At 33.7% G+C, this 15,228-nt stretch carries 13 protein-coding genes; 10 read left to right on the forward strand and 3 right to left on the reverse strand.

All coding sequences use genetic code 11. The annotated features are described in order from the left end of the window. Positions 1-66 precede the first annotated feature (66 nt). The 5 genes from FJ213_07315 to FJ213_07335 all read left to right on the forward strand — a co-directional run bounded on the left by FJ213_07315 (position 67) and on the right by FJ213_07335 (position 3,507). Positions 67-417: a four helix bundle protein gene (locus FJ213_07315; GenBank protein MBM4175966.1), complete on the forward strand. Its 351-nt coding sequence runs from the start codon at positions 67-69 to the stop codon at positions 415-417. A 201-nt stretch (positions 418-618) separates the two neighbouring features. Further along, positions 619-1,113 (forward strand): dCMP deaminase, encoded by a 495-nt coding sequence (locus FJ213_07320; protein MBM4175967.1) that lies wholly within the window; start codon positions 619-621, stop codon positions 1,111-1,113. Between the two features lie 344 nt (positions 1,114-1,457). Continuing rightward, positions 1,458-2,087: a hypothetical protein gene (locus tag FJ213_07325; GenBank protein MBM4175968.1), complete on the forward strand. Its 630-nt coding sequence runs from the start codon at positions 1,458-1,460 to the stop codon at positions 2,085-2,087. 29 nt (positions 2,088-2,116) lie between these two features. Continuing rightward, complete coding sequence (locus tag FJ213_07330) at positions 2,117-2,956, forward strand: DMT family transporter (GenBank protein MBM4175969.1); 840 nt, start codon at positions 2,117-2,119, stop codon at positions 2,954-2,956. A 125-nt stretch (positions 2,957-3,081) separates the two neighbouring features. Next, positions 3,082-3,507, forward strand: coding sequence for a DUF1761 family protein (locus tag FJ213_07335; GenBank protein MBM4175970.1), 426 nt, complete (start codon positions 3,082-3,084; stop codon positions 3,505-3,507). A gap of 50 nt (positions 3,508-3,557) precedes the next feature. Here the strand turns inward: FJ213_07335 and FJ213_07340 are convergent, their stop codons facing one another. Genes FJ213_07340 through FJ213_07350 form a run of 3 tightly spaced genes read right to left on the reverse strand, consistent with a single transcriptional unit; the run spans position 3,558 to position 5,521 of the window. Continuing rightward, positions 3,558-4,343 carry an alpha/beta hydrolase gene (locus tag FJ213_07340; protein ID MBM4175971.1) on the reverse strand — a complete coding sequence of 262 codons (786 nt, stop codon included), beginning with the start codon at positions 4,341-4,343 and terminating at the stop codon, positions 3,558-3,560. Then, positions 4,340-4,825, reverse strand: coding sequence for a hypothetical protein (locus FJ213_07345; GenBank protein MBM4175972.1), 486 nt, complete (start codon positions 4,823-4,825; stop codon positions 4,340-4,342). The genes FJ213_07340 and FJ213_07345 overlap by 4 nt, the downstream gene beginning before the upstream one ends. A 33-nt stretch (positions 4,826-4,858) precedes the next feature. Continuing rightward, on the reverse strand, positions 4,859-5,521 hold the full coding sequence (locus FJ213_07350) for a hypothetical protein (protein MBM4175973.1): 663 nt from the start codon (positions 5,519-5,521) through the stop codon (positions 4,859-4,861). A gap of 83 nt (positions 5,522-5,604) precedes the next feature. Between FJ213_07350 and FJ213_07355 the strand changes: the two genes are divergently transcribed. The 5 genes from FJ213_07355 (at position 5,605) to FJ213_07375 (ending at position 15,128) form a co-directional block, all read left to right on the forward strand. Continuing rightward, a complete protein-coding gene (locus tag FJ213_07355; GenBank protein ID MBM4175974.1) occupies positions 5,605-6,363 on the forward strand; it encodes a triose-phosphate isomerase in 759 nt (252 codons plus the stop codon). 112 nt (positions 6,364-6,475) lie between these two features. Beyond that, a complete protein-coding gene (locus tag FJ213_07360) occupies positions 6,476-8,992 on the forward strand; it encodes a hypothetical protein (GenBank protein MBM4175975.1) in 2,517 nt (838 codons plus the stop codon). 15 nt (positions 8,993-9,007) lie between these two features. Further along, positions 9,008-12,589 (forward strand): chromosome segregation protein SMC, encoded by a 3,582-nt coding sequence (gene smc / locus FJ213_07365; GenBank protein ID MBM4175976.1) that lies wholly within the window; start codon positions 9,008-9,010, stop codon positions 12,587-12,589. Further along, a complete protein-coding gene (locus FJ213_07370; GenBank protein ID MBM4175977.1) occupies positions 12,582-14,498 on the forward strand; it encodes a T9SS type A sorting domain-containing protein in 1,917 nt (638 codons plus the stop codon). The genes smc and FJ213_07370 overlap by 8 nt, the downstream gene beginning before the upstream one ends. A gap of 339 nt (positions 14,499-14,837) precedes the next feature. Next, positions 14,838-15,128, forward strand: coding sequence for a hypothetical protein (locus tag FJ213_07375; GenBank protein ID MBM4175978.1), 291 nt, complete (start codon positions 14,838-14,840; stop codon positions 15,126-15,128). The last annotated feature ends 100 nt before the right edge of the window (positions 15,129-15,228 follow it).

The raw sequence follows: 15,228 nt of genomic DNA on the forward strand, positions 1-15,228 counted from the left end.
ATGCAGAGTGTGGAATTGGGAATTTGAAAATGCGGGACGTATGATTAAGATTAAGGAATATTGAAATTGAATAATGAGTTGAAAGTTAGAACAAAACTTTTTGCACTAAGCATCATTAAGTTTGTTCAAGATTTACCTAAAAATTCTATTTCAAATGTTATTGGAAATCAACTATTAAGGTCGGGAACGTCTGTTGGTGCTAATTATCGTGCTGCTTGCAGGGCTCGCTGCCAAGCTGAATTTATATCCAAGATGGGGATTGTTGAAGAAGAGGCAGATGAAACAATCTATTGGTTAGAAATTCTGACAGAAGCGAAAATAATCGCAGGGAAAAATGCCGAGAATTTATTGAAAGAAGCAAACGAAATTCTTTCTATGACTGTAGCTTCAATTAAAACAGCAAAGAAAAACAAATGATATGTAGAATGAAATATGGTGGAGAATGTGGAATTCTAGCTAATGCGGATTGCGGAGTGCGGAATTGGGAATATATCTCTAATCCCATCGGTGAGTCTAGAATAATCTCGTGTATAAAATACAGAATTTCCAATTCGATATTTATTCCGCAATCCGCATTCTGCATTCCGCATTCCCCATTCCACATTAAAAAGGCTTTTCATGAATAATAACCGTCCTTCTTGGGATCAATATTTTTTGAAACTTGCGATGCTTGCTTCTGAACGATCTACTTGTCCAAGAATGCATTGCGGTTGTGTGCTCGTTAAAGATAAATTTGTTTTAGCCACTGGGTACAATGGCTCGCTTCCCCACTTACCTCATTGCGAAGAAGTCGGCTGCCTGATAGTTGATAATCATTGCGTCAGAACAAATCACGCAGAAATAAATGCATTGATTCAGGCAACAACTCATGGAGTGAATGTGAAAGGATCGACAGCTTATATCACGAATATGTCCTGCACAACGTGTGCGAAAGCATTAATTGCGGCTGGAATTGTACGAGTAGTTGTTTTCTCTGATTATCACGATACACTTGCAACTCAATTTTACAATGACTCGAAAATTGAAATTGTGAAATTACCAATGCCTGATAAAATGATAAACTACGACATTGAAAGTTATTCTTCTGCGAAAAGAACTGAAAAATCAATGTGAGAATATTTCAAATTGAAAATTGCACATTGCATATTGGCTATCACTATCCAAGTAAAAATTAATAAATATTAACATCGAGAAAATTGGTAATTAACTGATTAACAACTTAAGCGGAAGAGTAGCAGCAGAGTTAAATGAGACTGAATATTGGTTAGTATTTATCGAAAGAGTTAAAATAACTAAGGGAATAAATATTTCTGATCTCATTAGTGAATCCAACGAACTAATTAAAATCATAGCGCGTTCAATCATTACAACGAAACAACGGAAAACAAAATAATACTAATTGATAATTTGCAACTTTCATTTTCCAATTTGCAATTTGAAATTTTCAATTTTCATTAATGAAAAAGTTTACTCCAAAAATAATTCTCGAAGGAACCCGATTAACTTTCAAAACCGAAATAGTATTTGCATTAAACAAACATCCACGAATAGTTGGTGAACGTAAATACAGATATCACTCCCCCATTATTTCTGCAGAATGGTGCTCGTTTACAAATTTTCCATGGGGAAGAGGACTTATTAATTTTAGCAAGGATGAAGAAGCTAAAGCAATGAAAACTTATGAAACATGGCTTGAGCTTTTCGAACTACAAAAATATTACTCATGGATTATAGATCGATTTCACATTTCCACCAAAGTTTACCAAAAAATTTATAACAACAGAGAATATGATTTTAATTCAATAGAGCAGAGATTAACTGAACTTGGTTTTCATGTTGTTCTTCTAACGAGATCTGCACAGTCGTTCAAAGAAGCTAGAGAAGAGAGAATAAAAGTTTCTGGGAATCCTTCTCAGTACGATGATCTTGACAAGTTTATCTTTGAGCAGAATATCTTTATTGAAGAAATTCAGCGTTCCATTCTACCGAAATTCGAAATTGATATCTCCGATAACAATATATCCAGAGTAGTTGAAGAAATTTCCGATTGGATGGAAAGAACCGGTGGTTTATGGGCAAAAGATTAAGCAATCAATTATTAAATTATTGGAAGCCGATGCTCGCGGTTGTTTTTTGGGGAATTTCATTCATCGCAACTAAACATGCATTGATCGAATTAAATCCAAGAGAAATAATCCTGCTAAGATTAATTCTTGCTATTGTATTCCTATCTTTATTCGCAGTTATCACAAATAGAAGTATTTCAATCGACAAAAAAAACTTAATGGGAATTTTCATTTTGGCGGCAATTGCTGTTTTTCATTTATGGATTCAAGTTACCGGCTTAAAATATACTTCAGCTTCGAATACAGGATGGATAATTGGGACTGCTCCGATTTTTATAGCACTTCTTGGCATAATTTTTTTTAAGGAAAGATTTTCAATCATTCAATCAATTGGGGTAATTATTGCATCGTTTGGTGTGATATTATTATTCAGCAAAGGTGAGTTTTGGAAAATTAATTTTTTAACTAATCAAGGTGACCTTCTGATTTTGAGCAGTGCATTCACTTGGGGAGTTTATTCGGTAGTTAATAAAAAAATATCCCTCAACTTTTCTCCTTTAATGACAATTTTGTATCTCTTCATTCTGATGGCTGTTATGATTTCACCTTTTACAATCACAGCTTCATTTCTCACCTCTGTTCAGAATTTGTCCCCATTAGTTCTGTTTTCAATTTTATTTCTTGGAATTTTTTGTTCGGGAGTGGCTTATGTTATCTGGGCTCAATCGTTAAAAAACATGTCAGCCTCGAAAGTTGGTGTATTTCTATACTTTGAACCGTTCATTACTGTTATTGCTGCGTGGGCAATGCTTAATGAATTAATTACATTGTTAATGATATTCAGCGGATTAATTATCACACTTGGTGTAGTTCTAGTTAATAAAAACTAATTTCCGTTTTCCCTTTACGTTGCAACTTTTTGATTGCTTTTATAATAGTCATTTCATAGAATTGTGCGAGCAGGCAGTTCTGTTTGCGGGTGTCTGGAAACATAAACAAAATAAGAGGTCGTTAAATGTTTACAAAAAAATTCTTTTTAACATTTGTCGCAGTTTTTATTACCCTAGAAGTTCTGAGCTACATTGCTTACATGTGGTTACTGGGTGATGCTTGGACAAGCGAAGAAGTTACCAAATTTTCAAGACCTGAAGCGGAAATGATGGGTAAGATGTGGATTGTTTACATAATGGACTTAGTTTGGGCTTTCTTCTTTACATTCTTCTTCGTAAAGGGTTATGAAAATAAGGGTATTGCAGAGGGATTGAGATTCGGTCTTTACATCGGGCTCTTCTTCTACATGGTAGTGGCGTATCAAAGTTATGTCTACTATCCTTATCCTTACATGTTAGCGTTCCAAATGTTCATTTATGGATTAATAATATCGCTCATTTGCGGTGTTGTTGCAGCTTTAGTATATAAACCAAAAGCTGTTACTGCTTAGAACATTTAGGGGGAGTTTGAAGCGAAGTTCAGTGTTGAGCTTCGCTTTTTTTATTTTAAGAACCGAAGAATTGATTCATTAATTTTTTCGGGCGCTTCCAAATTTACCATATGCCCGGCATTCTTTATTATTTCCAGTTCAGCATCGGGCAACCCACTTGCAGTAACATCTGCATTTTCAAAATGGACTGCTTTATCAGAATCACCATGAATAACTAAAGATGGAACATAGAAATTTTGTAAATCTTCCACATAATCATTTCTATCCCTAATGGCACTCATACCCCCAACTATTCCATTAAACGATGTGCTAAGCATAATTCTTTCAACTTTATCAACAAGTTCTTGATTCTCTGAATAAGTGTCTTGATTGAATAAAATACTTTTGAAAGCATCAGTGACAGTTTGAATCCCGATTTTTCTTGCAGAAGAAATTAGAGCATTTCGTCTTTCTTTTGTAGCCGGATCATCGGCACTTGCTTTTGTTGCGATAAAAACCGCATTTGAAAAACGATGTTGATATCGCTTGAATAGATTAAAAATAATATATCCTCCCATCGACATTCCAATTACAGAACATTTCTTTACATTTAAATGATCGAGTAATGCTATTACATCATCGGCAAAATCATTTATTTCCCATACTTCACCTGGAGAAGTCGAGTTCCCAAATCCCCTGAGATCCGGAGCAATCACACGAAAATTTTGCTTAACCAAGAAATTAATCTGCGGCTCCCAAATTTTATGTGAGAGCGGAAAGCCATGGATTAAGAGGACTGGATCCCCAGTTCCAAGATCATCGTAAAATATTTTGTGATGCGTTAATTGAAGGATCATTTTAATCTATTTTCCCACTGTGATAAAACTCTTTCTAATTGGTTGGTATGAACATTTAAATGTTCGGAGTAAAGCTCAAGCCATTTTTCAGCTGAGTATGTTCCATATTCTGAATGCTTGCCGACCTTCTTCCAATCCTCTTCATTGAAATTTTTAATTAAAGCTGTTGTATGAATTCTAACCGATTCAATAAGCTTAAGAGCAGAATCGATTGGTAAGTTTTGGTAATCGAATATCGAAGCCCATGCATCCTGATCATAACCAATAATAGTTGGGTCCTTTTCTGCAATTAAATATCGAATCCGCATGGCTGCATTAGTTTCGCTGTCTGCACAATGCTGAACGACTTCTGCGGCTGACCATTCCGATTCGCTGGGTTTCCAGTGTAATGCCTCATTTGGGAATTTACTTAATGCTCCAGAAAACAGCGTAAAGCCGTTTTCATAGTTTTTTATCAATTCAATTGTTCTTTCTTTGTTCATAACTTTCCTTTTTTGTAAAACGGTTTAGCGCTCTCATTCGTTCCTTTTCCGGCCTTCAAGCGAAAAAAATGTTAGCGATAATGCAAATAAAAATGCGAATTTGCACAAAACACTTTCAATAATTTCTACTATGAATGGATATAAAAAATATGCAATTATCATTGGAACAGTAAAGATCAGGAATCCAAACAGTAGTATTTTGTCCCGTTTTTTTCCGTACCTGTTTACACTATTCTTAATGTTATAAACTATCAAACCGATAGAGAATAATATTTCACCATAGTAAAAAGTACCGTACCAAAAACCATATGGATAGTTGTAAGCAGCATAAAGCATTGTACACTTTGCTACTTCGAACTGAGAAATTACAAGTAAATAGTACACTAAAAAAAATATCGCAGGAAGGAAAGCGATTAGTCTGCTTATATTCCCATAAAAATAAAAATATGATACGAGCGTAAATGCCATCGGCGGCAAGAGAGAAATTACTGCAAACGCAAAATAAACCATCATGCTCGAAGTGAGGTTTAAGTTACAAATTGCAAACTCCACTAATTGGTACACCAGTAAAAGAACAATAATCAAAATCACAATTGCGTCTTCGTGCGTCCGCTTGGAAAAAATCAATATGTTTATCACTAAAAGAATTTCAAGACATGCGATAAGAAGCGATACTATTCCATTTAAGTCAGTCATATTTGGAACGCTCTATGTTGTTTTGTAATTTTATAAAAATAATCTAGATATTACTTAAGAAAAATACATAATGAGGTTGAAAAATGCGTAATAAAATTGTTGCTGGTAATTGGAAAATGTATAAAGATAAAACCGAAACTATTGAGCTTATTTCCGGCTTGAAGGAAAAACTATCCAAGTTTAATTCGAATACTGAAGTAATAGTATCTCCTCCATTCACGTCTCTCGAAACTGCAAAAGAGTTATTGAAAGATTCGGGAGTTAAATTGGGCGCTCAAAATATGCACTTTGAGAATGATGGTGCTTTTACTGGAGAAATCTCTGCAAAAATGTTGAAATCATTCGGAGTGGAATATGTTATAATTGGACATTCGGAACGACGTTCAATTTTTAATGAAGATGACAAAATGATAAACAAGAAAATCCTGAAGGCGCTAATTTCAGGATTGAAACCGATTTTCTGTATCGGCGAAACTTTAGCTGAAAGAGAAAGCAATATGACTTTCCAAGTTGTTGCCAAACAAGTAAACGAAGGACTTACCAATGTTACAACCGAACAATTACAAACTTTAACATTGGCTTACGAACCTGTGTGGGCAATTGGAACAGGTAAAACCGCTTCGCCGGCTCAAGCTGAGGAAGTCCATTATCATTTGAGGGAACTGATTGAAAAAAAATTTGGAAGATCGGCATCAAACTCAATAAGAATTCTATACGGTGGAAGCGTTAAACCGGAAAACGCCAAAGAACTTTTTGCCCAACCAAATATTGATGGAGGATTAATCGGTGGAGCTTGTCTAAAAGCGGAGTCGTTTTTTAATATTATACAAGCTGCATCATAGTATAGAATAAACATTTAACGGCCTTAAAATGTAGAAAATTTTATCATTTCTGACCATTATTTTCATTGTTTTGGGGAGGGTTTGTGATTATATTTGCATGTTTTAAGCCAACATGAAAATCAATTTAAAGTTACTTTTTCTATCTAATATATTAGTATTCCTATCCTTATTGTCCAATTTGTCTATCGCTCAATCGAACTCTCCAGATACGGATAGCCAAATTGGTCGCTCATTGAGACAAATTGTCTATTTAGATTCGGATTGGCAGATGAAACCAGAAAAAAGTGACGATAATTGGCAAAAAATCAATATTCCTTTTATTCACAGTTCTAACGAATCAATAATTCTTAGGAGAAAGTTTAGAATTCCTAAATACGGCAATCCAAACATCTATTCAATCACTTTTGAAAATGTCGTTAATCTGGACGAAGTTTACATTAATGAAAACCGACTGTCATTTGATCCGTCGGAATTACCATTACAAACATTCGATTTCTCTTCGAAACTGATACGCGACGATTCTGAAAATACGATAAGGTTAGTACTCACAAATAAATCTCGTAGCAAACATAACAGAATTCTCGCTAGTAAAATCCTTTTTCCTGAAAAAAATACAGGATTGTTCAAACCTCCATTTATTACTGTTTATCCAAGTTCTTTCATAGGTGAAGTTAACTTCCTCACCGATGTAGATCTAGTAAATCCAAGAGGAATTTTGAATTATGACATAAGCATAATAAACAATCAAAATGGAAGTAATATTGACCTTGAAAATTTTCTGATTGAGATTTCCGTTTACGATGAGTCACAGTTGTCTAAAATATCATCTGAAAAATTATTTTTTGACCTGAAGGATAAAAATCAATATTCAATTCATGGAAAAATAAATATTGCTAATCCAAATTTATGGAGTCCTGAAACACCTGTTCGTTACATTGTTAAAACTTTGCTTTTTCATAATAACATGCCAATAGATGAAAATTCGCAGTACGTCGGATTTCGAGAAATTAAATTATCAAAAAATAAATTTCTTTTGAACGGATATCATTATGACCTAAAAGGTATAACTTATTTTGCAGAAAATCAGTTTTCTTTTTTCGAATCCAAAGTTTCTCGTGATTTAAATTTAGCAAAGGATCTTGGAGCTAATGCTATTCGAGTATTGAATTCGGTTCCTTCAAAAGAATTTGTAGAAGAATGTGACCGCCTCGGATTTTTACTATTTGTTGATATCGAGAGCAAAATATATACCGAGTCATTTTATGACTCTGAAAAAAATCGTCTATCAATAAAACAAATCATTACACATCTTCATAACCTGCATTCAGGTTCGCCTTCAATTGTTGCATTAAATTTTGGATTTGCGAATTCAAAACTTCAATTAGAAAATTTGATTGAGCTTGTAAAATTCTCTCAAACAAAAAATCCATCAATACTAAATTTCTATACAACAGATAAAATTATAGATATTGATGATGAAAGATTTTCATTTATCGGCTTTGAAACTTATAAATTAAAATTGAGTGAAATTCAAAGCACGATCTCCAAATTAAAAGAAAACAATAAGAACTTTTTAATCTCATCAATCGGCTATTCCCACAGTTACAAAGTAAATGATGGTTACAGCGATCCGTATTCTGAACAGGCACAAGCAAAATATTTAGCAGGATATTTTGAAACTCTTCAAAAAGACTCAATCCCATTTTTTGTTAACACTTTGTTTGATTATCGACTGCCATATCATTCTGTAATTGCCGGTTCGGTTGATAATAAATTGTTCTCGTTAGGCTTGATTAATGAATATCGTAACAAGCAAAAACTCTCCTACAAAGTAGTTGAAAGTTATTTCAAGAATGAAAAACTACCAATAATTGTACAAGGAAATTTTTCTGACGATCAAAATGTAATTTTTGTTTTTACTGGAATCGGATTAATTGTCATGCTTGTTCTCTTAATTAATTCAACAAGACGTTTCAGAGAGTACACTACAAGAGCATTACTGAAAACTTATAATTTCTTTTCAGATATTCGCGATGAGAGAGTGATTTCAACATTTCAGACTACTTTGCTTGCGATAATCGTTACAACCTCAATAGCACTTTTGCACAGCGGAGTGCTGTTTTATTTCAAAGACAAAATTATTTTCGAAAAATTTATCTCGTTGTTCAACTCGGAGCCTATGTTTGAATTCATAAGTTATCTTGCTTGGAGGCCCTTTGCGACTATTTTTTATGGTTCGATTTTCTTTTTCGCGTTAATCTTGCTAACTACGCTGCTTGTCAAATTTTTTAATTTATTTGTACGTTCGAAAATTTTCCTATCGCATGCATATTCTCTTACAGTTTGGAGCGTGTTTCCATTCGTTATCAGTCTGCCGTTAGGAATTGTTGCCTATAAGGTTTTACAATTTCAAGAATATAATATCGTAGTTTTTGGTTTAATTTTAATTTTTCATTTATGGATTCTTTCGCGGCTGCTCAAGGGAATTTCGATTTTATTTGAAGTTAGAAAGTTAAATGTGAATTTTTCATTTATCATTTTCTTCGCAGCATTAATCAGCGGATTGTTTATTTACTTCGAGTTCACTGCCCTTTTCTGGGAATATTTTAATCTTTATTTCATTAACTAAGTAACATCATCTTAAGTGTATTTATCAAAATTAGAAATATTTGGTTTTAAATCTTTTGCCAACAAGGTAGAAATTAAATTTACGGATGGATTAACTGCGATAGTTGGCCCAAATGGCTGCGGCAAAACGAACGTAGTCGATGCTTTGAGATGGGTTTTAGGCGAACAGCGAACTAGCACTCTGCGAAGCGATAAGATGGAAAATGTGATTTTCAATGGAACGAGAAATCGCAAACCGATCGGATTAGCAGAAGTTTCTCTAACCGTTCAAAACAATAAAAATATTCTTCCAATTGACTACAGCGATGTTACCATTACTCGCCGGTTGTATAGATCCGGTGAAAGTGAATACTTATTGAATAAAAGTATCTGCCGGTTGAAAGATATTACAAATCTTTTCATGGATACTGGAATGAGTGCTAATGCTTATTCGGTTATTGAACTGAAAATGGTAGAAAGCATTCTCAGCAATAAAGCAGATGATAGAAGAGTTTTGTTTGAAGAAGCAGCAGGCGTAAATAAATACAAACATAGAAGAAAGGCAGCACTCCGGAAACTTGATGCTTGTCAACAAGATTTAATCCGTGTGAATGACATCCATGCAGAAGTACAGAAAAAAGTAAACTCACTAGAACGACAATCGAAAAAAGCCGAACAATTCACTCGAATTTATGGTGAAACTAAAGAATTGGAAATCGGCCTCGCAGAAAGAGAATACTCCAAATATTTACACATTGCAAATTCCTACAGAGTTCAGTTGGAGAATCTGCACAAAGAAAAAGATTCAATTGGTGAAGAAATTAGAAAGCTAGAAGAAGAACAACAGCACCTTTATCATGAGCTTGATGCGATTGAACTTAAACTTTCTTCAAAACGTGAAGAAATTCTTTTTCAAACTGAAGCGATACATAAAATTCAAGAACAAATCATCACGTTCAGAGAAAAATCTCTCAATGCGGAAGTAAACATAAACCGATTCCAAAAAGAAACTTCTGAAAATGCGGTTAGAATTTCAGAGCTGCACACTTTTATTTCTAATTCAGAATTAGAAATTGAAAATTTCTTAACGAATATTTCGGCTATTACTCAACAACTTGCTGTGTTCGGCGAGAAGAAAGACGAGTTAACTTCTTATTTAACATTGAAACGTGAGACTGCTGGGCTTAAACAAGATGAACTGAAAAAATTAAACGATCATTACAATGAGTCAAAAAATAATTTTGAGAAAATAAACTTACGGACTCAAAATAACCAAGAGAGTATCGAAAATCTCAATGCAAGATTAACAGAATCTGAAGAAACGGTCGACAAAGCTGCACGATATCTTTCCTCGATGATGAATGAATTGTTCGCTATACAAAAACGAGTTCGAGAAGCAGAAGATATTTTAACGTTTAATCAGTCACGAAAGGAGCACCTCGAGAAAAACATCGATAAGCTCAAGCAGGAGGAGCTTGAAGTAAAAGGATTGCTCAATGGTGTAAAAACTAAAATAGACTTCATTAAAAATCTTATCGAAAATTTAGAAGGTATATCGAAAGGTACAAAAGAACTTCTTTCTAAAACCCAATGGAACCGAGGTACAAAAATTTTAGCTGCAGATGCAGGTTCGGTTGAAGACAAATATAAAATTGCAATCGATACACTTTTAAAAAATTTTCTCAGCCATATCCTTTTGGAAAGAAGAGATGATCTATTTGAAGGGATTAAATTCCTTAAAGAAAGGCATCTTGGACAAGCTTCTTTTTATCTGTTTGAAATTAAAAAAGAAGGTTTTAAGGGTTTTATTAATCAATATTTTCTGAAAAGAACAAAAAGGAAAATTGAGCGTGAAGCCGGATTCACCTGCTGGGTAATTGACTTAATCGAATGCTCAGCTCATTGGCGAAGATTTTTTGAAACAACAATCGGCAATATTTGTCTGGTCGAATCAATACAAGCAGCAAAAAATATTACTTCAAAATATTCTGACATTGACTGTGTTACAATCGATGGCGATGTATTTAGATCAAATGGATTAGTTGAAATCGGCAGCGAAAAGACTTCTGTCGATACTGCCTTCGGAAGACAAAAAGTTCTCTCTGAATTAAATGATATTTTCACCAAAGAAAGTTACAAGCTTGATAAAATAACTAATCAGCTTGAGGATACTATCAATGAAGCTAATTCAATTGACATTAAAGCATACACTGAAAGTTTAAATTTATTGAGAATTGACGAAGCAAATCTCGAGAAGCAAGTTTCGCAAATTCAATTCGAAAAGAACAAAGCGGTTGAAGAAATTGAAAAACTAAACACAGAAATTGTCAACTTAAAAAAGATTAATGATGACCTTGAACTTAAAAAAATCTCTTTCACTGAAGAGCTCAATTTACTAACAACTCAGATTGATTCAGCAGAGAAGAATTTCAAGAGTGACTCAACTGATCTTACTAATCTTGAAAATCAGTTTTCTTCTCTGATTACAGAAGAGAATGAGACTAAAATTCAATTAACAAAAGTCCAAAGTGAGCAAACAAACAAACTAAACTTAATCGAACTTTCTAAGAACGAAATTGCTTCGCTTCAATCGACTAACGACCGCAGAAACAATGAAATTGCACAAGCAGAGAATGAAATAAATGATCTTAAGCTTTCGAATGAAGAGCATCAAGCAAAGAAGAACATTTTAGAAGAAGAAAAAAATTCGCTGAACAACGAACTTAATGTTATCACTAAAGATTATAACACAATTCGAGATTCTATCGGAGAGCATGATAAAAGACTAAACAAAAAAAGGAAGACTTCAGAGAGTTTGTCAAATGAAATTCATTCAAAAGAATTAACTGTAAATGAATGTGAACTTAAATCACAAAATCTTGCGGAACGAATTAATGAAGAATATCAAATCAAGCTTGTATATAAAGATTTCGAAGATCTTGAGACTTATAATTTTGATGAAGTTTCTCAAACAGTGCACCTTTTGAAAAACAAAATGCGAATGATGGGACCAATAAATTCTCTTGCATTCGCGGAATTTGAAGAAGAAAAAAAACGGCTGTTGTTTTTAACCGAACAAAGAACTGATCTAGTGGATGCGGAAAAACAACTTCATCAAGTAATCGAAGAAATAAACGCAACTGCACAAAAACTTTTTCTCGAAACTTTCCAGCAGATCAGAATAAACTTCATTGATATATTCAGGACTTTATTTGATCAAGGTGATGAAGCAGACTTAAAACTAGAAGAAAATATTGATCCGCTTGAAGCAAAGATAGAAATCATTGCAAAACCTAAAGGTAAACGCCCGACATCAATCGATCTCCTTTCCGGAGGAGAGAAAACTCTTACTGCCACAGCTTTGCTTTTTGCGATTTATCTCGTTAAGCCAAGTCCCTTTTGTATTCTTGACGAAGTGGATGCACCTCTCGATGACGCAAACATCGGAAGATTCGTTAGATTAATAAAAAGATTTTCCGAAAATACACAGTTTATTATTGTCACTCATAATAAGCTTACAATGGAATCTGCGCAGACTTTATACGGTGTAACTATGGAAGAAGAAGGGATTTCAAAGTTGGTTTCAGTTAGATTTAATGAGGAGTTAAGGGTTGCCTAAATTTTTACACTACGTTTTATTTTTATTTGTCATCCAAAATTCGTTCGGCTTTACACAAGATGAGCTTCAACAATTAATTTCTGACAAAGGAGATCAAAAATTATTAGAAGTGATCCAGCTTGAGCGAGATGAATACTGCCTCATTTATTCAGAAAACAATTTTGCCGGACCTGTACTGAAATTTCAAATGTTAAGACAGACCACTTCTTCTTATGATTTGGGTATGGGTGGACAGCTTACGCCAAAAATTTTTTCAAAACAAGAAAATGTTTCAATGACTGTTGTCAATTCTCAATTAATTTTTATTAGTTGGATCGATCATCGTCGAGATCCGGAAGGAGATGTTTACGGACAATTAATCGATAGGAATGGAATCATCTGGAATAACGAAGGAATTCCAATTGCAGATGTAAATGGCAAGCAAGCTGAAATCAGTTCCGACTCAGATGAACAAGGTAATATTTTTATAACTTGGCGAGATTATAGAACCGATGCTGACGGAAATATTTTTTCCCAAAAGCTGAATTTGTTTGGTGAAACATTATGGAAGAAAGATGGATTACCTGTCATTCAACTCAGCGGGGCTCAATACAAACCAAAAGCAGTTTCCGATAGAAATGGAGGCGTTTTCATCGGATGGGTTGACAAATCAAATTCAAGCGGTCAACTCTATATTCAAAAGATTGATAAATCTGGCACCAAGTCGTTTGGTGAATTCGGGAAATTTGTGTCTAATCCCTCGCTGAAAACTGAAGATTATAGACTATTTTTTAATAGGAACTCTGGACTTACAATATTCTACACAAGTATCTCAAGTACAAAAAAAATGTTCGTGCAGAAATTGCAGTCAAATGGAAGAAGAGAACTTAGTGCATTTGGAAGCGAGCTCCTTTCTTCATATGATAATTTTGAGATCTCTGAGCTGATTCAATTCGGTGATAAGTTTTTATTATTGTTCACGGTGGAAAATGACGGTTCGAAAATAATAAAAGCACAATTTCTTTCAACTAAAGGATTTTTCAATTCAAGCATAAGCCAAGTTTTAAGCAATAATTGTTCTGACATCTTAAATCCAATGGTCTCTAAATTTCAAAATGATTTTTTAATCTATTGGAGTTGTTCATCCAAAGCTGGAAAAAAAGTGGAGTTGTACGGTCAAATTATCTCTGAGAATTTACAACTTCAACTAAAAGAAAATGGAGCAATGTTCTCAGATTTAGATTTTAAAAGTAGTGATAAAATAATTCTTGTTTGGAATTCTGACATGAGGATCACAGCATTCTCTGATAAATTACATAATTCAGAAAGAGATATAGTAACTTTTGCCGTTACTCGACCATTCGAAGGAAATTTTTCAATCGAAGATTTTGATGTCTCATTTTACGATGGGCTCGCAAAGATCCGATGGATTTCGTTACATGAGAAAAATGGTGTGAGCATGGTGCTCGAACGGAAAACTTCATTTGAGAACTGGGAAGTAATTTACTCTATCGATGTAAAAGAGAAATCAGAAAAGAAAATTCGTTATTTCGACGATCACTTAATTCACCATGGTAATTATGAGTATAGATTAAAGTTTATTGATCCGGAAAAAAATGTAAAATATACACCAATCAAAATTTTAAGTGTAAATGTAGATGACGAAGGATTCTTCTTATTTCAGAACAGTCCAAACCCCTTTAATAGTTCAACAAAAATAACTTATAAACTCCTTCAATCTGAAAAAGTTAAAATTACAATATTCAACAGTCGTGCCGAGGAGCTATTTGTTTTATTGAATGAAGTGCAAGAATCCGGAACGCATGAAATTGCATTTAATCCTTTAAGCGATCTTCCAAGCGGAGTTTATTTTTATAAAATCCAAGCTGGAAAATTTTTTGATGTAAAGAAAATGATTTATACGAAATGATTTTTATTAATAAACAGCAGTACATACTTTTGATATTCTTTTTTCTAACCTTGGATTTTTCGGCATTTGCACAACAAAGTAGCCAAAAGGAAATCGAAAATGCCATTTCCGAAAAAAGGGGATTTATTCAGAACGCTTCCGACATTTTTAAGATAAGAGAGAGTCCTCGCAACAATCATTTTCACCGAACGTTACTTAAATACAACCTGGCTTGATGATGAACTTGATTTTTTACTTTTACAATTTGGGTTAAATGCATCAGTTGGCTTCTGCCAAATTAAATATGAGACCGCAAGTTGGATAGAACAACAGCTTAACTGGACAAAAAGTTATTATTACTTGGGAGATGAGTGCACAAAAATAATTCCTCTAAGTAAAACCAAAGGTGAACTTGAAGAAAAACTACAAAACGACTCAACCAACATTTTATATGCAGCAGCATTTATTGGAATGAACATTAAACGCTGGAAAGATAATGGAATAGATATAAACGAAAACTTAATGATACTTGGAACTCTTTACAGCAACGGAGCAAGAAGACCAAGCAAAGAAATAAAAATTAATAAGTTTGGTATGAATGCGAAAGAATTCTACAACAACAAATTTATTTTAACTAAATTTGAGAAGTAAAATCCACATGTTCAAAATGAAAAAAATAATATTATTCAGTTTCTTTTTCTCTTCGATTCTACTTGCACAATCACCCATTCGACTTGAGCCATGGATTGAA

This window comes from Ignavibacteria bacterium (assembly GCA_016873845.1).
Classification (GTDB): Bacteria; Bacteroidota; Ignavibacteria; order Ch128b; family Ch128b; genus JAHJVF01.